The following is a 22,010-nucleotide window of genomic DNA, read 5'->3' as shown; positions in this document are numbered from 1 at the left end:
ACTCGACACCGGCCAAGACCGCCTCAACCACTACTGGCGCCCCGAAGACCTCTTCCACCCCAACACCGAGGCACCCACCAACACCCACGACGAGGACACCGGCGCCGACGCCGACAGCCAACCTGCCGAGCCCGACCCGCCGAACGAACAACCACGCCACCCGAACACAGGCGAAATTGGCGACACCGGCCCGGCGTCCAATCGCGATGAGGCACCGGACCAAGAGGCAACTCAGATCATGGACGGCCACGACACCGACGACGCCCCGACAGGCGAGGAGCCGCCCGCCGAGCCCGACCCGTGGCCTGAAGTGGTCACCTCGGGACCCGAAGAACTGCGCCCCACGAACGCGGACGAGACAGGCGATACCGACATTGACTCCAATGCCGATGAGGCACCGGAACATCCCGCCCAACCGGACGCCGAGGCAACCCGGATCATCGGCGGCGAGGACACCGACGACGACGCCGTGACGGCCGAGGAGCCGCCCGCCGAGCCCGACCCGTGGCCTGAAGTGGTCACCGCAGGACCCGAAGAACTGCGCCCCACGAACGCGGAAGCCACGGGCGATACCGACACTGACTCGAATGCCGATGAGGCACCGGAACATCCCGCCCAACCGGACGCCGAGGCAACCCGGATCATCGGCGGCGAGGACACCGACGACGACGCCGTGACGGCCGAGGAGCCGCCCGCCGAGCCCGACCCGTGGCCTGAAGTGGTCACCGCAGGACCCGAAGAACTGCGCCCCACGAACACGCAAAACACCGGCGATACCGGCACCGCCCCCAACGGCGATGAGGCACCGGAACATCCCGCCCAGCCAGGCGCCGAGCCAACCCAGACCATCGGCGGCGAGGACACTGACGACAACGGCGTGACAGGCGACGAAGCGCCTGCCGCGCCCGGCCCGCAGCCTATTGAGACCGCACCGGCACCGGAGGATCCGCACACTTCCAACCGGCAAGCACCCGCAGACGCCGGCAACGACCCCGCCGGACAAGCGCTGCACGCCGCCCCACGACCAGACAGTCACCCCCACACCACACAACGACCCGGCAACCGCGACGGGCCCGACGACCCCTAGAGGCCGCGGCGGGCGGAGCGCAGGGCGGCGACGGCATCGTCGTCGCCGGAGAACGTGACCTCCGCTTGTTCGCGGCCCGCCGCGAACATCAACAGCTCACCGGGAGCACCGGTGACGGTGACCTCTGGGCCGCGCCCGATGGTGGTCAGTGTCTTGCCCTCGGGCGTGGTCAGGGTGACGCGGGCCGGCGACTTCGACATCGTCATCCTGGCCATGTTGGAGACCATCCGGGCCAGTGCGCTGACGGTGGCATCGTCGAGTTCCCTTGGCTTCCAGCCAGGTTGGGCACGACGGACATCTTCGTTGTGAATGAACATCTCACCGACGTTCACCAACGGGTCGAGCAGGAAGAACGGTGAATACAGTGGTGGGCCGGCGGCGATCTTGTCCACCAGCTCGGCCCAGTCGGTGCCTGCGGTGACCTGATCCTGCACCTTGGCGGTGTAGCCGGCGAGCTGCGGAACCAGGATGCCGGGCGCGGCGTCGAGCCGACGTTCCCGCACCACCAGGTGGGCGGCCAGGTCGCGAGCGTTCCAGCCCTCACAGAGAGTGGGGGCGTCCGGACCGGCCGCACGCATCGTTTCGACGAGCGCCGCGCGCTCGCGCTTCGCTGCTGTCATACCCACGACTCTAAAACGTCTCCACGCCCTGCACCGCGACAACCATGCCGTGACCGGTCGCGTCGTTGGTGAACCGGGTGCCGTCGCTGCCGGCGTCGATGGTCCAACCGAGCGCCCGATACGTGCGGTAGTCGAGCGTCACGGCCGGGATATCGCCGAGATTGCCCAACACCCAATGGATTTGACCGCCGGTGCTGACTCGCACGCCGTTCGCGGGTGCGCCATCGACGATCGGTGAGCTGGTGAAGTCCGATTCGCAACCGACTTCCCGGCTGGAGATCTGGCAGCGGGTCTTACCGGATTTGGTCTGGATGAAGACGTAGCCATTCGTCGGTTCGAGCGCGGCGGCGCCGGGTGGGGCTTGCGAGGTGGTGGTCGCCGGTGGCGCCGTGGTGCTGGGTGACGGCGCTGGGCTCGATCGACTCGGCCGGGGAGTGGGGAAGGTGGGCTCGGTCAGTGATGGCGGGCTGGTGACGGGCGAGCCTTCGATGCTGGAATGGCACGCGGTGAGCAAGGCGCCTGCCGTCAGCAGGGCACCCAGCAGTGGCCGAGCCGTCACGCGACAAGGCTATGCAGCCCGTGGCGCTGTTGGGTTATGACGCGCCGACCAGCGCCGCATATCCGTCGGCAAGGGCTCGCAGCTGGGCGGCGCCGTCGCCGGTGTGCGACGAACCGTGCATGATCGCCAGGGTGGTCGGATTCAGCTCGGCCAGTTGCGCCAGGGTAACGGCCAGGTTGGTGGTCAGGCCGGTGGCGTGGAAAAGTCCCTCGGCTTCCAGTGCCGGTGCCACGCAATCGGATTCGGTCAGTGCCGGGCATTGCCCGGTGTGGGTGAATAGGTCGCCCGCCAGCAGGGTCGAGGTGGTTTCGTCGAACCACAGGCCCGCTTCCCAATTGTGTGGCACGTGCGGCGTCGGGATGAATCTCAGCCGGTGGCCGCCGATGTCGTGGGCGCCCTCGGGTGCGGCGACCGGTGGCCGGTCGCACATGTCGGCCAGCGACAGCATGATGGCCAACGGGCCGTGGATCACCTCGGCGTTCGGGGCCGCGGCCAGCATCTGGTTCATCGCGCCGCATTCGTCGGCTTCCAGATGACCGAAGGAAATCCAGCGCAGCCGGTCAAGTGGCAGTACGCGTTTGATCGCTTCGGACACCGACGGAAACAGGTGCCGCATGCCGGTGTGGAACAGGAATGGCTGGTCGCCGGTCAACAGGAACTGATTGAAAGTGAAGCCGTACTCGGTGATGCCGGGCACCCAGGTGGAGATCCGGTAGATGTCCGGTGCGATCTCGTCGACCTGCGCTGCTGTGGTGTCGCTCATTGCAGCGCTGGGTCAAGAGAAGTCGCGGAAGGCGAGCGCGAACCCGCCGACCGCAGTGACCGCTGCGATGGCATAGCCGATGATCGACCACCAGCCGAGGTGGTAGTACGCCGTGACGGCCACGATCGCCATCGCGACGAACACCATCACCATCCCGTACAGCGGCGGGCGAGCGGCGTAGCGGTTACGGGTATGGGGATGGCTGCGGGTCATCGATTCACCTCGTCCTGTGCGGTTCTTACTCTTCAGGATCCACCGGACGGTTCGCCACCACCGGGAATTCGCCCGTATAGCCCATACGTTCACCCGCGGCCTCCATCACGCGGCCGCGCACCAGGTACCAGCCGCCTATGAGCATCGGGATGAGGATGACGAGCGTCCCGATGGTCCAGGTGCCGATCGGAGCGTCGAAGGCCATCAGCACGAGGACCGCGACGAGGAACAGCAGTGTCGCGTAACCGCTGTACGGCGTGAGCGGCATCCGGAAGTTGGGCCGTTTCATGATGCCCGCGTTGGACATCTTCACCAGTCGTAGCTGGCACAGCACGATCGTGCCCCACGACGCGATGATGCCGAGCGCTGCCATGTTGAGCACGATCTCGAACGCTTCGCCGGGCTCGAGAGCGTTGAGTACCACGCCGAAAAGGCAGATCACGCACGTCAATACGATGCCGCCATAGGGTACGCCGCTGCGCGACATCCGGGCAGTGAACTTCGGTGCGCTGCCGTTCATCGCCATCGACCGCAGGATGCGGCCGGTCGAGTACAGCCCGGCGTTCAGGCTGGAGAACGCCGCGGTGAGCACCACGACGTTCATGATGTCGCCTGCTCCGGCGAAGCCGATCTTGGAGAAGAACGTGACGAACGGGCTCTCGTGTTTGTCGTAGGCGGTGTAGGGCAGCAGCAGCGCCAACAGGACCACCGATCCGACGTAGAAGATCGCGATGCGGGCTACCACAGAGTTGATGGCGCGCGGCATGATCTTCTCCGGTTCGGCGGTCTCACCCGCTGCTGTGCCGACCAATTCGACTGCGGCATAGGCGAATACCACGCCGGAGGTGACGATGAGCAGGGGCAGTGCGCCCGTCGGGAACAATCCGCCGTGTTGCGCGATGACGCTCAGGCCGGTGCTGTGACCGTCGACCTGATAGCGGCCGGCGAGGAAGATCGTGCCGACGACGAGGAATGTCATGAGCGCCAGCACCTTGATCAGCGCGGCCCAGAACTCCATCTCGCCGAACATCTTGACGGAGATGAGGTTGACCGACAGCACGATCGCGAGGGCGAGGAACGCCAGCAGCCACTGCGGAATGACGTTGAACGTCTTCCAATAGTGGAAATAGGTGGCGATGGCCGTGGTGTCCACGATGGCCGTCATCGCCCAGTTCAGGAAGTACAACCAGCCGACGGCGTATGCCGCCTTCTCGCCGTAGAACTCGCGGGCGTAGGACACGAACGACCCCGACGACGGCCGGTGCAGCACGAGCTCACCGAGTGCCCGCAGGATCAGGAACACGAAGACGCCGCAGACGCCATACACCAGGAACAGTCCGGGGCCGGCGGAGGCGAGGCGACCGCCCGCGCCGAGGAACAGCCCGGTGCCGATGGCGCCGCCGATGGCGATCATCTGTAGCTGCCGCGGCTTGAGGCCCTTGTGATAGCCGGCGTCTTCCTTGGTGAGGTTCGGCGACGGGGCGGTGGCGGGTTGGGCTTGCGGAGACTGCGCGGTCATCGGAGTCCAATCTCGGCTGTGCGGCTGTCGGACAGCTTGATGAACGAGTGTGACACCGCTCACGTTTTTCCGTCAAGGACGTGAACTTCGGTTCAGGGCCTCAAGGGGTCATGGAGGTCAACTTGTTGACCGCATCCTCGACGCGGTCCAGGTGTTGCCGCATGCTGTCGGAGGCGTCCGCGAAGTCCCCTGCGGTGATGGCATCGAGGATCCGGCGGTGTTCGCGGTCGGATGCGGTGCGGCGTTCGTGGATGCTGGCGTTGAGTAACCGCGACTGGATCGACAACGCACCGCGGATGGCGCCGACCACGGTCGCGAACACCTCGTTGCCCGACGCGCGGGCGATGCCGAGGTGGAAATCGGTGTCCATCTTGACCCACCGTGCCGGATCGGTTTCGACGCTCATCGCCTCGACAATCTTCGTCAGAGCAGCCAATTCATCGTCGGTGCGGCGGCGCGCCGCCCAGCCTGCCGCCGGGACTTCGATATAGGGCCTCGCCTCTACGAGGTCGCGCGCCGAGAACCGGCCATAGCGTGGGGCGGCGGCGTGGGTCGAGATCACGGTGGTGCCAGAACCCGTCTTGGTCTCGGTCAGCCCCAGCGTTTGGCAGGATCGCAGGGCCTCGCGGACGACCGAGCGGCTCACGCCGTAGCGCGCGGCCAGCGCGGCCTCGGGAGGCAGTTTCACTCCGAGCGGCAGGTCGCCGTTCTCGATGGCCGAGCACAGGTCGTCGAACACTGTTTCGGCGGCGTTGCGCCGCACGACGGCGGCCGGCCGATCTGTCCAGCTATCGGGCAGATTCATGAAACCAGCGTGCCCGTCAGCTGTGAGGACTGTCAACGCCCGCGAGGCCGGGTCTCCGAAAAGAGCGACGGCCGGAAGCGGTCCACTGGGACGTGCTTCCGGCCGTCGGCCCGGGGTTCTGTTAGTTTCCGGCCTCACCCGCGGTCTGCACCACGGTCGCCGCGGGAGCGGAGGCACCCAACTGGCGCGCCGCGAAATCGGCTGCCTGGATGGCCATCCCGTTGTCCTTGTAGGAGCTGTGCGCCGACCGGTTCAAGCCGCCCGGGTAGCACACCGGGTCACCTGTCGCGCAGAGCTGAATGGTCTTGGCGGAGTAGAGCGGTCCGATGGCGATGGATGGTGCGTCGCGGTCGGCCAGGTGCAGGAACCAGTCGTCGGGCGTTCCGAACAAGGCCACTGCGGCGACGTGCGAGGCGACGGCCGGCGGCATCGGGCCTGAGATGCTGGCGGGCAGGACGAATCCGGCGGGGACGGAAGCCGAGGTGGTGTAGCCGGCCACCGCGGCGCCCTGCGAGTAGCCTCCCAGCACGATCTTGGTCGCCGGGCAGTTCGCGGCGATGGACTGAATCCTGTTGCTGGCGTCGGCGATTCCGTCAACCGCCTGGCCGAAGTCCAGCGATGCCGGGTAGTTCACCGCGTACACGTCGATGGATTTTCCGGGCAGCCGGTCGGTGAGGGCGTCGACGAAGGCCTGCCCCGTCGCACCGACCCCGGGTGCTTCGAACGTCCCGCGGGCGAACACAACCTCGACGTTCGCACACGCGTCGTCGGCAGCGCTGGCTGTCGCGGCCGGCCCGGCCAGCGAGCCGACGACGATTGCTGCCAAGGCCAGCACGGTGTAGATCGTGGACTGTGCCATTCTGGTGATCACGGTGCCTCTCCCATCTCGTTCCGTTTGCCACGGCTTCGGTGTCGGAGTGGCAACTACCTGCTACAAGTGGGATACCTGAGCTGCGATTCCGCGGAAGTCAAGTGATGTATGCCACGTGATGAAAGTGCGCCCTTCGGGATTGCCGCAGGCGCGTTGGGCGTTACCGTCCCGGATGCCGGACCGGTCGGGAAGGCGCCGGTAATCTGCGCACATGCAGCCCGTTTACGAGCCCGACGAACGGTGGGTGCCCGCCGACCGGCGCTGGTGCGGCCTTGACCGCCGCACCATCCCTCCGGCCCTGGCCGTCCTGGCACTCGCGATCGTGATGACTGTGGTTGCGCCGGTGGTGAATTCGTCGTTCACCTACACCGAACAGGTGGCGCCCGGCGACATCATGCAGTTGGCCGACGGGGTCACGTTCGTGCCCGAGCCGGGCTGGGGCATCACCGACGGCGTGCGCCGCGGCAACGAGCCGGCAAGCGGCTATCCGAGCACCGCGACCGTGGTCAACGGGGACGCGTCGCTGTCGGTCGGGGTGGTGCCGTTCAAGGGCGACGCCGACGCCGCGCTGGCCCAACTCGAGGAGCGCGTGCGGCGGGCCGAGCCCGACGGCGCTGAGGCGACGACGGGCACGCGGGCCCCGCTGACCACTGATCAGGGCGTGCAGGGCCGGACTGTCGACGTCACGGATCCCGTGGCGCACAAGGTGCTGGCGGCGTTCGTCATCGACGGTTTCGCGGTGAAGGCCGTCGCGATCGAGCCGCTGCTGGCGACGAGCAGTGAGCGCGACACCGCCAACCGCATGATCACCAGCATCCGCCGTGACGCACAGGCCGATCGATGACCGCGCCGGACGCAGTGCACATGGATACCCTTGTCGCCGAGCGCATCTCAGCGATCGACGCGTCCGGGTGGGGGCGCCGCTTCGTCTTCATCCAGCCCCGCAACCTGGCTTTCTGGGTATATGTGTTGCTGGTCCTCGTCGGGCTCGGTCAGTTCGCCGATTCGGTGGGAAGTTTCAACCCGCACTCGGTATTCACCGCGGCCGTCGTGTTCGCGATCTATGGCGCGGTCATCTGGTTCCTGGCCCAGCGGGCCGACCGCTACACCGAGCTTCCGGTCAAGCTGCTGATCACAGCGTTGGTGTGGGGCGCGTTCGCGGCGACCTGGGCGATGGCGGCCGTCGCCAACACGGCCATCGGGGATCTGTACGCCAAACAGTTCGGCCAGCGTTGGTCGCTGGACTGGGCCGCGGGTTTGTCGGCACCGGTCACCGAGGAACTGGCCAAGGGCGCCGGGCTGGTGCTGCTGATCGTGCTGGCGCCACGCATCGTGCGCACCGCGTTCGACGGTTTCATCATCGGCCTGGTCATCGGGCTGGGATTCCAATTGCTCGAAGACATGTTGTACGCGTTGCGCAATCAGGACGGCATGGCCGTCGTGATGGTACTGCGCATGCTGACTGGCGTCGGTGGGCATTTCGCCTACACGGCGATCTTCTGCGCTGGGCTCATCTATGTGTTGGGCCGCCCCGCCGAACCGCGTAGGGTGTGCCGCGGGCTGCTGCTCATGGTGTCGGCGCCTGTGCTGCACGGTCTCTGGGACTCGGCGGGGAGTCTGGTCGGTGGCAGCAGCCTGCTGCTGATCGTGCTCTGGGCGGTCATCCTGCTGGTGACGCTGATCATCTTCTTCCGGGTGTATGTGCTGACCGTGCCGCAGGAGCGGGCGCTGCTGCGCAGCGTGCTGGCGCCCGAGGTGGCGTCGGGCGTGTTGACCGAGGCCGAACTCGATGCCATCGCGGGCAACCGCAGAACTCGGCGGCGCTATCGGAAGTCCTTGCGGCCCAGGGTGGTCCGACGCACGGCGCGGCAGGTGCTGCAGGCCGGTTACGACCTGGCGCAGGAACTGGCCCGCTCCCGCGGTGCGGACACGCCGGCAGTGCAGTTCGCCCGGTCCGAGATCGCCCGGATCCGCAGCGGCGCACCGTCGCGGTGGTGATGCGCCGCGGGTGATGTCAGTCCGGAGGCGACGGGCCGAGTAGGCCACGCAGTGCTGTCTCGGCCAACTGGCGCGCATGTTGTTCGGTGAGCGCGTAGTGGCCGGTCATGCGCCGGAAAATCAAGGGCCCGAACAATATGTCGATGACGTCGTCGATCTCCAGGCCCGGGTCGGCATCGCCGCGTGTAACGCCGCGCTGCCACAGCGTGGTGATGGCCGCACGCCTGCCGTCGAGGAAGTACTCGCGGAAATACCTTGCGCCGACGGGGTCGTCGACGCAGGCCGCGAGTAGTTGGGCGAATACTTCGCCACGTGCACTGGCGTAGAAGGCCGACACCCGCACCACTTGTTCGGTGAGATCTGCTGCCGTAGTTCCGGTGTCGGGGAGCGGCAGAGCCTGGGCCATCATGGTCCCGAACGCTTCGGCTGCCACCGCGGTGCGCGAGGGCCAGTGCTTGTAGATGGTCGCCTTGCTGGCGCCCGATCGCGCCGCGATCGCGTCGACGGTGGTGGCGGGGAAGCCGCCACCGTCGAGCAGATCGGCGGTCGCGTTCAGGATGGCCTGGTGGATGCGGTCGCTGCGCGCGCCGGTGGGGCGGACGAAGACGTTGTCACCTGTGCCGTGGGTGTCAGGCGACATCGTCGTGGTCGGTGGATTCGGCGACGGCGCGCCACTGGTCCATCTCGGTTTGCACGTGGGCGATCTTGGCCTCGACCGCCGCCATGGTGTCGCGGCCCAGTTGCAGGCGCAGTGGTGGATGCGGGGACTCGACGACGTCGATGATGGCGTTGGCGGCCTTCACCGGATCGCCTGGCTGATCGTGATTGCGCTCGCCGGCGGTGATGCGCATCTGCCCGGCTGGGCCGTCGGTGTAGTCGTCGATGGTCCGCTGTTGGGTCTGCAGGCTCGACGAGTCGAGGAAGTCGGTGCGGAAGTAACCGGGCTCGATCACCATTGCGTGCACGCCCAGCGGTTTGAGTTCGGCATGCAGGGCCTCCGACAACGCCTCGACGGCGAACTTGGTGGACGCGTAGACGCCCCAGCCGGGTGAGCCGACGAACCCGCCGACCGACGAGATGTTGGCGATGGTGCCGGAACGTTGCGCGCGCAGCACCGGCGTCACCGCGCGGGTGACAGTGAGCAGGCCGAAGACGTTGGTGTCGTAGACCGCGCGAATTTCGGCATCGGTGGCTTCTTCGACAGCGCCCAGCAGGCCCCGGCCCGCGTTGTTGACCAGTACGTCGATGCGGCCGAACCGCTCGACCGCCGCTTGGACGGCGTCCCGGGCCTGCGCCTCGTCGGTGACGTCCAGCGTCACGGCCAGCAGATGTTCGCCCGCGTCGGGCAGTGCCGCGGTGATGGCGGCGGCATCGCGTGCCGTGGCGACCACGTCGTGACCGCGCGAGAGTGCCTCGCGGGCGATCTCCAAGCCGAAACCGCGGGATGCTCCGGTGATGAACCAAACGCTCATGGTGTGACCTGCCTCTTCGGACTCAACTGAACTGTACGATCAGTTTAGTTTTGGTGGAACGGTCGATGCAACGGACGAGTCGGGATGGTTATTCCTGGGGTTCAGTGGTGCAGCGCGGTACGCACCACATCGACCATCGCGGCGGTCTCGGGGGTGCGGCCGAAATGCTCGATGATCTGCACTTGGATCTCACCGACAATGCCACCCAGGATGGCGCCGACCGCGATCATCGTCGGCTCGTCGTCCTTGAAGACCGGCCGCAGGATGGACTCGTACTCCTCGTTGGTGAGCTGGCCCATCTTGTCGACGATGGTCTGCTCCAGGTCCAGCGCGCTCATCGCGTAGTCCTGCGCATCGCGCAGCGTCGTGGGCAGCCGTTCGAGCACCATCTGCACCAGGTTGTCCTTGAGCGCGTTGTACCGCTGGGTGCCGATGGCGAGCTTCACCAGCGGCGTGGCGATACCGGTCTGCGCGTCGATGGCCGCTTCGACCTCTTTGCCGACGAGCGCGAACAGCTTGTCGGCGCCGGGGCCGCGCAGGATGCCGTCGAACAGGATCTCCGGCGAGAACAGATCCTCGGACAGGATCCTGGCGTAGTCCTTGGTGATGGTGTCGCGTTGTGCGTGCAGCAATCCCTGGAACGGGATGAACCCCAGATACTTGGTCGGCTGGACCGGACGGAACAGCATGTTCAGCGCGATGTAGTCGCTGATGAAGCCGACGCCGAAGCCGAACGCCGGCATGATCCACGGGTTCTGGAACAGCGCCCACGCGACCATCTGCACCAGGCCGATGCCCAGGCCGAAGTAGATGCCGCTGCGCCGGACGAACGCCATGGCGTTGTCGCCCAGCCCGCGCATCAGCTTGTTGAGCTTCTCCTTGTTGCGGACCAGCGTGGTGACCGCGAGGAACTGCACGTCGACGAAGCGGGGCAGGTCCGCCCGCATCTCGCTCAGCATTTTCTCGACGACCTTGGGCGTCTGCTCGTGGATGCGGGTCTGAATGGTCCGGCGGGCTGCGTCGGGAAGCGAATCCCACAACCCCGGGCGGATCTGCTCGGCGAGTTCACGGGAGATCTCGTCGACCGCCTGCGTCAGCGGCTCACGGAGGTTCTCGACGGCTTCCTTGGCGTCGACCTTCTCGAGTAACTCCTCCGGTTTGAGCAGGTTCTGCGTGAGCAGCTCGATGGTCTTGGACCCCACCTTGCCTGCGCGGCGCGGCACGATGCCCTGCCAGCCGATCGGGCCGATGCCGACGAAGGCCAGGGGACGGTAGAGCATCTCGAGCGCGACGATCTTGGTGCTCCACCCGACGAAGGCGGCCACGAAGGGCATCGACAGATAGATGAGCCAGTTGGCGCCGAAGTCGGCCTTGATCTCCTGCCAGTTCTGGATGGCGAGGACCGTCTGGCTGGTCGTGCTCACCGACCGTCCTGCTGCATTGCGGCCTCCCACAACCCCATGCCCAGGCTCGACAGGCTCAGCGTGAGTCGCTCGACGCGGGCCGTCAACGGACCGCGCGTCGCCGTCTTGATCGCCGCGAGCACCGCAGGCTCGGCCAGCAGCACCTCGTAGTCACTCTTCATGCCCGGGTCCTCGGGCCCGGTCTCCACCAGGCCCAACGAGAGCAGATGGCCGACGTACTGCGGCACCATGCCGGGCAGCGCGACGTTCGCGGTGCGGCCGATCAGGCATGCGTTCTCCAGCACGGCCTGCCCGGGGGTCCGGGAGCGGGTCCAGGACCGGACGTTCACCAGAGGCGAGGCCGCGCCGTCCGACAGCGCACCGATGATGCGGGCCTCGTCGGCGACGAGTTGGTTGAGCAATCGGTGGTACAGCTCCACCTGACTACCGCTGGTGCTCTGGTCCAGCGCACGCTCCAGCAGCCGGCCCATCTTGGTGTGCAGTGATTCGGGCGTGGGCTCGTCGGGCTCGGCCGACTGCAGCGTCTTGGGCGTCGTATCGACCGCGTCGAGCCGGTCCCGCAGCAGGGTCATCAACTGCTCCTCGCCCCAGCTGGCGAGTTGCATACCCACCTTGGCGGCGTCGGTCGCCCGGCCCGCGATGCCGAACGGGTCGAACCACTTGGGAACAGGCGCCTGGTATTTCGGCGTGCGAATGGCAAACGCGATCTCACCCACCGGCGTGGACAGCTTGAATCCGCGACGCTGAAGGGCCCGCCGTTTCTTCGGCGAGTCAGCAGTGACCGGCGCCCCGGCCTCCGCCTTCGACAATTCCTGTGACATCGCTGATCGACCGCCTCCCCGGTACCAGATGTGTCCGCAGTTCAGTACCGATCGACCTTAGATCTACGGCATCGAGATGTGCGCACGGTACCTGGTCGCAGGGCGACAGTGCGCCAGTGGGCGCAAACTCACCCTTGTTCGGCCACTTTCAGCGACGGCGGGCGATGGCCGGGACGTGCTCGGGCCGCACTCCGGTGCCGATGATGTAGCCCGGCACGGTAGCCAGCCCGGGCAGCCGGTGCAGCAAGCTGCGCAGAGCCGGCGGCGGGATGATCTCCTTGCCTGCCATCGCCGGCGCCAGTACCTGCCGATGCACGATCCGCTGGAAGCCCTGGGTGACGACGGTGGGCACGGTGCGTTGGCGCTGCACCGACGCCAGATCGGCCTCGGTGATGCGATGCTCGCGCAGCGGTGCGTGCAGCAGCCGGGACGCCGCCGCGGCGTCCTGGATCGCGACGTTGACGCCGACGCCGCCGGCCGGGGACATGGCGTGCGCGGCGTCGCCGATGCACAGCAGCCCGTCGCGATGCCAGGTGTGCAGGCGGTTGAGCCGGACATCGAGAAATTTGACGTCGTCCCACGAATTGAGCGAATCCACGTCGGACTCGGGGATCAGTTCGGCCAGCTCACTTTTGAAGCGGTCGAGTCCGCGGGCCCGCAGGCCGTTGTCGCTGCCCTTGGGGATCAGGTAGGCGATCTGGAAGTACCCCCGGCGCGGGATCATGATCAGCGCCTTGCCGGGCGCGGTCCGCGGGATGAGTGAATAGTCGCCGTCGTTGGTGCGCGGGAGCCTCAGCCACCAGACGTCGAACGGCACCGGGTACTCGCGGACCGACAGGCCGGATTCCCGGCGGGTGACCGACCACCGTCCGTCGCAACCGACGGTCAGTTGGGCGCGCAACTCGCCGGGACCGTCGGGGCTTTCGTAACGGACGCCGGTGATCCGGTCCCCGTCGCGCAGCAGTTCGGTGACCTCGGTCTGCATCCGCAGCGTGAAATGCGGTTCGGATTTGCCCGCATCGGCCAGCAAGTCGAGAAAATCCCACTGCGGCACCATCGCGACATAAGGATGTGGTTGCCGCAGCCGCCGGAAGTCGACCATGGTGATGGCCTGTCCGTCGACGGTGAAGTCGCCCTTTTCGACCTTGCTGTAAGGGATTTCGTCGAACTTCTGCAGCAGGCCCAGTTCATCCAGCAGACGCATGGTGCTGGGGTGCACGGTGTCGCCGCGGAAATCCCGCAGGAAGTCGGCGTGCTTCTCCAGCACCGTCACGTCGACCCCGCATCGGGCCAGGATCAGGCCGAGCATCATGCCGGCCGGGCCGCCACCCACGATGGCGCACGTCGTGCTGTCGGTCACGACACCCAGCCAACCACGAAAACCGCCGGCACAGAACGACAGGGCGATTGTGCGATCGCTCAAAGAGGTCGGCGGGGGTTTGGGCATTATCTGCTCGCCATCGATGGTCGCCGGGGTCGATGCTGGCAGTCGAACAACCGGCGATTCGAAAGGCTGGAAACCACAGATGACCACGCGAAACGGCATCATCGGCGCTGTGCCCGCCACGCAGGTTCCGCGGTATGCGGGCAAGGGCACCTTCGCCCGGATCGCCGACATCCACGAGGTGTCCGATTACGACATCGCGATCCTCGGCGTGCCGTTCGACGGCGGAACCTCCTACCGCCCGGGAGCGCGGTTCGGCCCGCTCGCGGTGCGCACCGCAGCCCGGGCATTGCGTCCGGGTTATCACGTCGAACTGGGCGTCGCGCCACTCGAACACGTCCAGGTGGTGGATGCCGGTGACGTCGCGGTCACGCCGTACAACATCGACGAGGCGTGCCGGCAGATTCAGGATCACGCCTCCGACATTCTCGCCGGCGGCGATCGCCGCATCGTGTCCATCGGTGGCGATCACACCATCGCGTTGCCCAATCTTCGTGCGCTGCATGCCAAACACGGCCCTGTTGCACTCGTGCACTTCGATGCACACCTGGACACCTGGGACACCTATTTCAACGCCCCGGTCACTCACGGCACCATCTTCCGGCGCGCGTTCGAGGAGGGGCTGCTCGTCGAAGACCACTCGATCCACATCGGCATCCGAGGTCCCATCTACGACCAGATGGATCTCGACGACGACGCCAGGATGGGTTTCAAGATCATCCGGGCAGGCGACCTCGACGTGATCGGCGTCGACGCGGCCGTGGACGTAGTGCGCCGCCGGGTCGGCGACGTCCCGGTGTACCTGTCCATCGACATCGACGTGCTGGACCCGGCCTTCGCCCCGGGCACCGGCACCCCTGAAATGGGTGGTCTGACCTCGCGCGAGCTGCTGAAGATGCTGCGAAAGATGACCGGACTCAACATCGTCGGCGCCGACGTCGTCGAGGTGGCCCCCGCCTACGACCATGCCGAGATCACCTGTGTCGCGGCGGCGACGCTGGTCTTCGACATCGTGTCGCTCATGGTCGCCGGCGCCCGCACCAACTTGCCCGTCAACGGAGAGGTTGCGACAACCACCCGTCAATGACGTAGCATGCATCACACAACTGAAAACGTCGTTGACGCACTGTGGGAGAACCTCCGTTTTTCGGAGGCGCCGTAGGAGCAACTCCTCCCCGGGAATCTCTCAGGCCCAATACCGCAGTGTCGAGGCAACTCTGGAGAACAGTGGGATCCACCGATCGCACTTACCGAAGGGGAACAGCGCGGCAGCGCTAAAACTCTCAGGTTTCAGGACAGAGCGGGGAGGTGTCACCACCCGATACGTCGCGTCATCGCGGCGCCCCGAAACCGGAGTCACCTCGTGCCTGAGCTATCTGAAGTTGTCAACGGCGACAGTGTTTTTCGCGACCGCCATATCGGCCCCGACCACACCGGCCAAGCCCGCATGCTCGACGTGCTCGGCTACCCGTCCGTCGACGCACTGATCGACGCGGCCGTACCCACCCAGATCCGCAGTAGCGACGGGCTGCGACTCCCCGCGGCGCGGTCCGAAGAGCAGGTGCTCGACGCGCTGCGTGCGCTGGCTGACCGCAACGAGACGCGGGTGCAGATGATCGGTCTCGGCTACCACGACAACATCACCCCGGCCGTCCTGCGCCGCAACATGCTGGAGTCGCCGGCCTGGTACACCGCGTACACGCCGTACCAGCCGGAGATCTCCCAGGGCAGGCTCGAAGCGCTGCTGACCTTCCAGACCGTCATCGAGGATCTCACGGCACTGCCGGTGGCCGGTGCATCGCTGCTCGACGAGGCCACCGCGGTGATGGAGGCCGTGCTGCTGATGCGCCGGGCCAACAAGACCTCGAAGTCCAATCGTGTTGTGCTCGACGCGGATTGCCTGCCGCAGACGCTCGCGGTGGTGCGCGGGCGGGCCGAGTCGGTGGGCATCGAGGTGGTGGTCGCAGACCTGGCGCAGGCGCTGCCTGACGGTGACGCGTTCGGCGTCGTCTTCCAATCGCCCGGTGCCGGCGGCGTTGTCCGTGACCTGGCGCCGCTGATCGCCGCGGCCGCCGGCCGCGGCATGCTGACCACCGTCGCGGCCGATCTGCTGTCGTTGACGCTGATCACGCCGCCCGGCGAGCAGGGTGCCGACATCGCCGTGGGCTCGGCGCAGCGGTTCGGTGTGCCGCTGTTCTTCGGCGGGCCGCATGCCGGGTACATGTCGGTGCGGTCCGGGTTGGAGCGCATGCTGCCGGGCCGGCTGGTCGGCGTCTCCGTCGACGTGGACGGCAAGCCCGCCTACCGGCTCGCCCTGCAGACCCGCGAACAGCACATCCGCCGGGACAAGGCGACCAGCAACATCTGCACCGCGCAGGCGCTGCTGGCCAACGTCGCCGCCATGTACGCCGCCTACCACGGTCCGGAAGGGTTGCGCGCCATTGCAACCCGCGTGCACGGTCATGCCGTCGCGTTGGCCGAGGGGCTGCGGTTCGCGGGCCGGGAGGTCGTGCACGACTCGTTCTTCGACACCGTGCTGGTGCGGGTCCCCGGTTGTGCCCGCGACATCGTCGACGCCGCCGACCGCGCCGGGATCAACCTGCGTCTGGTCGACGCCGACCACGTCGGCATCTCGTGCGACGAGCGCACCACCGACGACATCGTGCGGCGCGTGCTCGACGTGTTCGGTGCCGTACCTGTCGCGTCGGGTGGCGGCGTCGCGTTGCCCGCAGACGTGCTGCGCACGTCGGATTACCTGACCCATCCGGTGTTTCACCGGCACCGTTCCGAGACCGCGATGTTGCGGTTCCTGCGGGAACTCTCCGACAAGGACCTCGCACTGGACCGGACGATGATCCCGCTGGGCTCGTGCACCATGAAGCTCAACGCCGCCGCCGAGATGGAACCGATCAGCTGGCCCGGGTTCGCAGGCATCCATCCGTATGCGCCGGCCGCGCAGACCGGCGGGTACCTCGAGCTCATCGGCAACCTGGAGAGCTGGCTGGCCGAGATCACCGGCTATGACCGGGTTTCGTTGCAGCCCAACGCCGGATCGCAAGGCGAGCTCGCCGGCCTGCTGGCCATCAACGCCTACCACCGGTCCCGCGGTGACGACGAGCGCGATGTCTGCCTCATCCCGCAGTCCGCGCACGGCACCAATGCCGCGTCGGCAGTTCTGGCCGGCATGCGCGTGATCGTGGTCAAGACGGCACCCAACGGCAACATCGATGTCGACGACCTGCAGGCGAAGCTCGCCGACCACGACGGCCGCGTTGCAGCCATCATGCTGACCTATCCATCCACCCACGGCGTGTACGAGACCGAGGTGCGCACCGTGTGCGACCTCGTCCACGGCGCAGGCGGCCAGGTGTATGTCGACGGGGCCAACCTGAATGCCCTTGTCGGCCTGGCCAAACCGGGCGAGTTCGGCGGCGACGTCTCACACCTGAACCTGCACAAGACGTTCTGCATCCCGCACGGTGGCGGTGGCCCGGGTGTCGGACCGGTCGCGGTGCGGGCGCACCTCGCGCCGTTCCTGCCGGGCGATCCGCTGTCCGTCGACGGGCCGGCCCCGGTGTCGGCTGCCAATTACGGCTCGGCCGGCATCCTTCCGATCACCTGGGCCTACCTGGCGCTGATGGGGCCCGACGGGCTGACGGCCGCGACCAAGACCGCCGTGCTGGCCGCCAACTATGTGGCCGCGTCACTGGCCGATCGGTACCCGGTGCTCTACACCGGCGAATCCGGGTTGGTCGCGCACGAGTGCATCCTGGATCTGCGCGAGATCACCAAACGCACCGGGGTGAGCGCCGAAGACGTGGCAAAGCGGTTGATCGACTACGGTTTCCACGCGCCGACGCTGTCCTTCCCGGTCAACGGCACCCTCATGGTGGAGCCCACCGAATCGGAGGATCTGGCCGAGCTGGACCGGTTCATCGCAGCCATGATCGGCATCCACGACGAGATCAGCCGGGTCGACTCGGGCGAGTGGGCGCTGGAGCAGAGCCCGCTGCGGCAAGCGCCACACACCGCCGAGCAGGTCACCGACGCCGAGTGGACCCTGCCCTACAGCAGGCAGTACGCGGCGTATCCGGTTGCCTCTCTGAGGCGCAACAAGTACTGGCCGCCGGTCCGCCGCATCGACGGCGTGCACGGCGACCGCAACCTCGCCTGCTCGTGCCCAGCACCCGAGGCGTTCCAGACCGAACCGACCCTGCAGGAGGCTCTCGTATGACCGACGACCGCACCCCGGCTTCGCCACTGATCGACGAACACCGGGAACTGGGCGCCAGTTTTACCGACTTCGCGGGATGGGCGATGCCGCTGAAGTACGGCAGTGAACTGGCCGAGCACAAGGCGGTGCGTGAGACCGCGGGCCTGTTCGACCTGTCCCACATGGGTGAAATCTCCATCACGGGACCGCAATCCGCCGCAGCGCTCGACTTCGCGCTGGTCGGTGAGGCCTCCAAGATCGCCGTCGGGCGCGCCAAGTACTCGCTGATGTGCGATACCGATGGCGGCGTCATCGACGATCTCGTGGTGTACCGGCTCGCCGACGAGCACTTCCTGGTCGTCGCCAACGCCGCGAACGCTCCGACCGTTGCGGGCGAACTGCGCAGCCGGGCCGCCGAATTCGACGCCCAGGTGGACGATCAGTCCACCGATACCGCACTGATCGCCGTGCAGGGCCCGGCGTCCGAGGCCATCGTGAGTTCTCTGGTGCCCGAGGACCAGCGCGAGACGGTGCGAGATCTCAAGTACTACGCGGTGACCGAGGCCCGTGTCGCCGACATCGATGTGCTGCTGGCCCGCACCGGGTACACGGGCGAGGACGGCTTCGAACTCTACGTGCCCAACGCACACGCGGTGGACCTGTGGCGGTTGCTGCTGGCAGCCACCACTGCCGCCGGCGGGTCCCCCGCGGGCCTGGCGTGCCGCGACACCCTGCGGCTGGAAGCAGGGATGGCGCTCTACGGGCACGAACTCGACAAGGCCACCAACCCGTATGAGGCGGGGCTCGGCAAGGTCGTTCGCCTGACCAAGGATTTTGTGGGACGCGATGCACTGCAGCGGCTTTCCGAACAGCCCGTGCAACGCGTGCTGGTGGGGCTGAAGGGTTCGACGCGGCGCGCGGCCCGCGCCGGCTACACAGTTCATCACGGACCCGATGGAGCCGCCGTCGGAACCGTCACCTCCGGCGCGCTGTCGCCCACCCTCGGATACCCGATCGCCCTGGCCTACCTGGACGCGTCGCTGGCCGAACCGGGAACGGTTCTGCACGTCGACATCCGCGGCAACAAAGAGCAGTTCGAAGTCACCCCGGCGCCGTTCTACCGCCGCAACTGAAAAGGAAGCACTATGGCAGACATCACGATTCCGGACGATCGCAGCTACACCGAGGAACACGAATGGGTGCTGATCGCGCCCGGCGCAGCACTGCCTGACGTTCCGGTGCGGGTCGGGATCACCTCCGTCGCCGCGGCGGCGCTGGGTGATCTGGTGTTCCTCGACCTGCCCGAGGTCGGAGCCACCATCACCGCGGGCGAGACCTGTGGCGAGGTGGAATCCACCAAGACCGTGTCCGAGCTGTACCCACCGGTCAGCGGCACCGTCACCGCCGTCAACACGGCTGCCGTCGAGGATCCCGCCCTCGTGACCTCCGACCCCTACGGCGAGGGCTGGCTCTTCGAGGTACAGCCGACCGCAGCCGGAACCCTTTTGACCGCAGCGGAATACGCAGCGAAGAGCGAGGCCTAGCCATGACTGTGCTCGATCAGGATCTCACCGAGTTCGACCCCGAGATCGCCTCGGCCATCGGCGATGAACTGCACCGGCAGCGGCTCGGCCTGGAGATGATCGCCTCGGAGAACCATGCGCCGCTCGCGGTCATGCAGGCCCAGGGTTCGGTGCTGACCAACAAGTACGCCGAAGGCTATCCGGGCCGCCGCTACTACGGTGGCTGCGAACACATCGACGTCATCGAACGGCTCGCCATCGACCGGGTGAAGGCGATCTTCGGTGCAGAGTTCGCCAATGTGCAGCCGCATTCGGGTGCCCAGGCCAACGCCGCGGTGATGCATGCGTTGATCAAACCGGGTGACACGATTCTCGGTCTGTCGCTGGACTGCGGCGGTCACCTGACTCACGGCATGCGGCTGAACTTCTCCGGCAAGCTCTACAACGTCGCCGCGTACGGGGTGTCCAAGGAGGACTACCTCATCGACATGGACGCCGTTGCCGACGCAGCGCGAGAGCACAAGCCGCAGTTGATCATTGCCGGATGGTCGGCGTACCCGCGGCAACTTGACTTCGCGCGGTTCCGCGAGATCGCCGACGAGGTGGGCGCCTACCTGATGGTCGACATGGCCCACTTCGCGGGCCTGGTCGCCGCCGGTTTGCATCCCTCGCCGGTCCCGCACGCCCACGTCGTTACCTCCACGACCCACAAGACCCTGGGTGGTCCCCGCGGCGGCGTCATCCTCACCAACGAGGCCGACATCGCCAAGAAGATCAACTCTGCGGTGTTCCCCGGTCAGCAGGGCGGTCCGCTGGAGCACGTCATCGCCGCCAAGGCCGTCGGATTCAAGATGGCCGCCCAGCCGGAGTTCGCCGAGCGTCAGCGGCGGGTCCTGCGCGGCGCACAGATCCTGGCCGAGCGGTTGAACCAGCCCGACGCTCAGGCTGCCGGGATCACGGTGCTGACCGGTGGAACCGATGTGCACCTGGTACTGGTGGATCTGCGGAACGCCGCCATCGACGGGCAGCAGGCCGAGGACCGGCTCGACGCCGTCGGGATCACCGTCAACCGCAATGCGGTGCCGTTCGACCCCCGCCCGCCGATGGTGACGTCCGGGCTGCGCATCGGCACTCCAGCGCTGGCCGCTCGTGGATTCGGCGACGAAGAGTTCGCGAAGGTCGCCGACATCATCGTCCGGGCTCTCGTCGCTGCTCCCGACGCGAACGTTGATGACCTTGCCGCGCAGGTGCGTTCGCTGGCCGAGCAGTTCCCGCTGTATCCGGAGCTGTAATGGCCATCAGCGTGTTCGACCTGTTCTCGGTCGGTATCGGGCCGTCGAGTTCGCACACCGTCGGCCCGATGCGCGCCGCCGGTAGATTCGTCGACGAGCTCGTCGCCCGCGACGTTCTCGACGAGGTCGCCGATGTCCGCGTCGACCTGTTCGGCTCGCTGGCCGCCACCGGCGCCGGTCATGGCACGATGCCGGCGATCCTGCTGGGTCTGGAAGGCTACCGGCCCGAGACCATCGAGACCGACGAGATGGAACGACGGCTCGCGGCGATCCGGGTGGAGGGCAAGATCCGGCTGGCCGGCCGGATTCTGTTGGCGCTCACCGAAGCCGACATGGTGCTGCACCCGTTGACTCGGCTCGGGCATCCCAATGCCATGACGGTCACCGCCGTCGCGGCCGACGGCCAAGAGGTGTACCGCGAGACATACTTCTCCATCGGCGGCGGATTCGTCGTCACTGAACGGGAATCGGGTGCTCGGGTGGCCGGCGAACCGGACGGCGACAGCGGGTTCCGGTCCGCAGCAGAGCTTTTGGCTCTCACTGAACGCGACCGGATATCGGTGAGCCAGGCGATGATGCGGCTCGAATGCGCGACGCGCACTGAGGCCGAGGTGCGCGAGCGGCTGCTACACATCCGCGATGTCATGGTCGCCTGCCAGACCAAGGGCATGTCGCGCGACGGGTACCTGCCTGGCAACCTGCGGGTGCGGCGGCGTGCGCACGACTGGTTCGTGCGGCTGGCCGCCGAAGACGCCGACCGCGATCCGGCTTTCGCCGAGGACTGGGTGAACCTGGTGGCGCTGGCGGTCAACGAGGAGAACGCCTCCGGCGGACGCATCGTGACCGCGCCGACCAACGGTGCGGCGGGCATCATCCCGGCGGTCCTGTATTACGCGTTGCACTACACGCGCGCAGGGCTTGCCGACCCGGACGACGCGACCGTCCGCTTCCTGCTGACCGCCGGTGCGATCGGCTCGCTGTACAAGGAGCGGGCCTCGATCTCTGGCGCCGAGGTCGGCTGCCAGGGCGAGGTGGGGTCCGCCGCGTCGATGGCTGCCGGTGCGCTCGCCGAAATCCTCGGTGGCACAACGCAGCAGGTCGAGAACGCCGCCGAGATCGCGATGGAGCACAGCCTGGGCCTCACGTGCGATCCGATCGGTGGGCTCGTGCAGATCCCGTGCATCGAGCGGAACGCCATCTCGGCAGGCAAGGCCATCAACGCCGCCCGCATGGCGCTGCGTGGCGACGGTACGCACCGGGTGAGCCTCGACGAGGTCATCGACACCATGTGGGCCACGGGGATGGACATGAGTGCCAAGTACAAAGAAACCTCCATGGGTGGCCTGGCGGTCAACGTTCCTGTCAATGTCGTCGAATGCTGATGCC

General features: G+C 67.1%; 21 protein-coding genes and 1 riboswitch. Of the genes, 9 read left to right on the top strand and 12 right to left on the bottom strand.

Annotated elements, in window-relative coordinates; all coding sequences use genetic code 11:
- Positions 1 to 1,087 (top strand): hypothetical protein (locus BST13_RS39060; RefSeq protein WP_211296114.1); only part of this gene is annotated, 1,087 nt, incomplete at its 5' end.
- On the opposite strand, the gene BST13_RS18120 is transcribed toward BST13_RS39060, so the two are convergent.
- The 7 genes from BST13_RS18120 to BST13_RS18090 form a co-directional block, all read right to left on the bottom strand.
- Positions 1,084 to 1,707 (bottom strand): TIGR03085 family metal-binding protein, encoded by a 624-nt coding sequence (locus BST13_RS18120; protein ID WP_083165419.1) that lies wholly within the window; start codon positions 1,705 to 1,707, stop codon positions 1,084 to 1,086. The two genes, BST13_RS39060 and BST13_RS18120, sit on opposite strands and share 4 nt — an antisense overlap.
- A 10-nt stretch (positions 1,708 to 1,717) precedes the next feature.
- The gene (locus BST13_RS18115) at positions 1,718 to 2,266 is read right to left on the bottom strand and encodes a hypothetical protein (RefSeq protein ID WP_083165405.1); all 549 of its coding nucleotides are present in this window, start codon (positions 2,264 to 2,266) and stop codon (positions 1,718 to 1,720) included.
- A gap of 34 nt (positions 2,267 to 2,300) precedes the next feature.
- The gene (locus tag BST13_RS18110; protein ID WP_083165404.1) at positions 2,301 to 3,029 is read right to left on the bottom strand and encodes an oxygen-binding di-iron domain-containing protein; all 729 of its coding nucleotides are present in this window, start codon (positions 3,027 to 3,029) and stop codon (positions 2,301 to 2,303) included.
- Between the two features lie 12 nt (positions 3,030 to 3,041).
- Positions 3,042 to 3,242, bottom strand: a complete 201-nt coding sequence (locus BST13_RS18105) for a hypothetical protein (protein ID WP_083165403.1) — start codon at positions 3,240 to 3,242, stop codon at positions 3,042 to 3,044.
- Positions 3,243 to 3,267: 25 nt separating this feature from the next.
- Positions 3,268 to 4,761, bottom strand: a complete 1,494-nt coding sequence (locus BST13_RS18100; protein ID WP_083165402.1) for an amino acid permease — start codon at positions 4,759 to 4,761, stop codon at positions 3,268 to 3,270.
- Between the two features lie 100 nt (positions 4,762 to 4,861).
- Positions 4,862 to 5,566 (bottom strand): FadR/GntR family transcriptional regulator, encoded by a 705-nt coding sequence (locus BST13_RS18095; RefSeq protein WP_083165401.1) that lies wholly within the window; start codon positions 5,564 to 5,566, stop codon positions 4,862 to 4,864.
- A 121-nt stretch (positions 5,567 to 5,687) separates the two neighbouring features.
- A complete protein-coding gene (locus tag BST13_RS18090) occupies positions 5,688 to 6,425 on the bottom strand; it encodes a cutinase family protein (protein ID WP_083165418.1) in 738 nt (245 codons plus the stop codon).
- A 223-nt stretch (positions 6,426 to 6,648) separates the two neighbouring features.
- Between BST13_RS18090 and BST13_RS18085 the strand changes: the two genes are divergently transcribed.
- Together BST13_RS18085 and BST13_RS18080 are read left to right on the top strand one after the other, a co-directional pair.
- Positions 6,649 to 7,281 carry a hypothetical protein gene (locus BST13_RS18085; RefSeq protein WP_083165400.1) on the top strand — a complete coding sequence of 211 codons (633 nt, stop codon included), beginning with the start codon at positions 6,649 to 6,651 and terminating at the stop codon, positions 7,279 to 7,281.
- Positions 7,278 to 8,435 carry a PrsW family intramembrane metalloprotease gene (locus BST13_RS18080; protein WP_083165399.1) on the top strand — a complete coding sequence of 386 codons (1,158 nt, stop codon included), beginning with the start codon at positions 7,278 to 7,280 and terminating at the stop codon, positions 8,433 to 8,435. The genes BST13_RS18085 and BST13_RS18080 overlap by 4 nt, the downstream gene beginning before the upstream one ends.
- Before the next feature lie 16 nt (positions 8,436 to 8,451).
- Here BST13_RS18080 and BST13_RS18075 read toward each other — a convergent pair whose 3' ends face one another.
- The 5 genes from BST13_RS18075 to BST13_RS18055 form a co-directional block, all read right to left on the bottom strand.
- Positions 8,452 to 9,075 carry a TetR/AcrR family transcriptional regulator gene (locus BST13_RS18075; RefSeq protein WP_083165398.1) on the bottom strand — a complete coding sequence of 208 codons (624 nt, stop codon included), beginning with the start codon at positions 9,073 to 9,075 and terminating at the stop codon, positions 8,452 to 8,454.
- On the bottom strand, positions 9,065 to 9,907 hold the full coding sequence (locus BST13_RS18070; protein WP_083165397.1) for an oxidoreductase: 843 nt from the start codon (positions 9,905 to 9,907) through the stop codon (positions 9,065 to 9,067). The genes BST13_RS18075 and BST13_RS18070 overlap by 11 nt, the downstream gene beginning before the upstream one ends.
- Positions 9,908 to 10,008: 101 nt before the next feature.
- Positions 10,009 to 11,331, bottom strand: coding sequence for a DUF445 family protein (locus BST13_RS18065; protein WP_083165396.1), 1,323 nt, complete (start codon positions 11,329 to 11,331; stop codon positions 10,009 to 10,011).
- Positions 11,328 to 12,152, bottom strand: coding sequence for an Abi-alpha family protein (locus BST13_RS18060; RefSeq protein WP_142282803.1), 825 nt, complete (start codon positions 12,150 to 12,152; stop codon positions 11,328 to 11,330). The genes BST13_RS18065 and BST13_RS18060 overlap by 4 nt, the downstream gene beginning before the upstream one ends.
- Positions 12,153 to 12,300: 148 nt before the next feature.
- Positions 12,301 to 13,512, bottom strand: a complete 1,212-nt coding sequence (locus BST13_RS18055; protein ID WP_211296113.1) for an FAD-dependent oxidoreductase — start codon at positions 13,510 to 13,512, stop codon at positions 12,301 to 12,303.
- A 166-nt stretch (positions 13,513 to 13,678) separates the two neighbouring features.
- Between BST13_RS18055 and speB the strand changes: the two genes are divergently transcribed.
- From speB to BST13_RS18025, 6 genes are all read left to right on the top strand, one after another.
- Positions 13,679 to 14,683 carry an agmatinase gene (gene speB, locus BST13_RS18050; RefSeq protein WP_095533598.1) on the top strand — a complete coding sequence of 335 codons (1,005 nt, stop codon included), beginning with the start codon at positions 13,679 to 13,681 and terminating at the stop codon, positions 14,681 to 14,683.
- 32 nt (positions 14,684 to 14,715) lie between these two features.
- Positions 14,716 to 14,807, top strand: a riboswitch (glycine riboswitch).
- Positions 14,808 to 15,043: 236 nt separating this feature from the next.
- Positions 15,044 to 17,830: an aminomethyl-transferring glycine dehydrogenase gene (gene gcvP / locus BST13_RS18045; RefSeq protein WP_245839716.1), complete on the top strand. Its 2,787-nt coding sequence runs from the start codon at positions 15,044 to 15,046 to the stop codon at positions 17,828 to 17,830.
- Positions 17,827 to 18,942 (top strand): glycine cleavage system aminomethyltransferase GcvT, encoded by a 1,116-nt coding sequence (gcvT, locus tag BST13_RS18040; RefSeq protein WP_083165392.1) that lies wholly within the window; start codon positions 17,827 to 17,829, stop codon positions 18,940 to 18,942. Before gcvP ends, gcvT begins: the two co-directional genes overlap by 4 nt.
- A gap of 12 nt (positions 18,943 to 18,954) precedes the next feature.
- A complete protein-coding gene (gcvH, locus tag BST13_RS18035) occupies positions 18,955 to 19,353 on the top strand; it encodes a glycine cleavage system protein GcvH (protein WP_083165391.1) in 399 nt (132 codons plus the stop codon).
- Positions 19,354 to 19,355: 2 nt separating this feature from the next.
- On the top strand, positions 19,356 to 20,624 hold the full coding sequence (gene glyA / locus BST13_RS18030; RefSeq protein ID WP_083165390.1) for a serine hydroxymethyltransferase: 1,269 nt from the start codon (positions 19,356 to 19,358) through the stop codon (positions 20,622 to 20,624).
- Positions 20,624 to 22,006, top strand: coding sequence for an L-serine ammonia-lyase (locus BST13_RS18025; RefSeq protein ID WP_083165389.1), 1,383 nt, complete (start codon positions 20,624 to 20,626; stop codon positions 22,004 to 22,006). The genes glyA and BST13_RS18025 overlap by 1 nt, the downstream gene beginning before the upstream one ends.
- The last annotated feature ends 4 nt before the right edge of the window (positions 22,007 to 22,010 follow it).

Source organism: Mycobacterium aquaticum (assembly GCF_002086485.1).
GTDB lineage: Bacteria > Actinomycetota > Actinomycetes > Mycobacteriales > Mycobacteriaceae > Mycobacterium > Mycobacterium aquaticum.
Note: the sequence above shows the minus strand (reverse complement) of the source record. Positions and strands in the feature narration are given on the sequence as shown.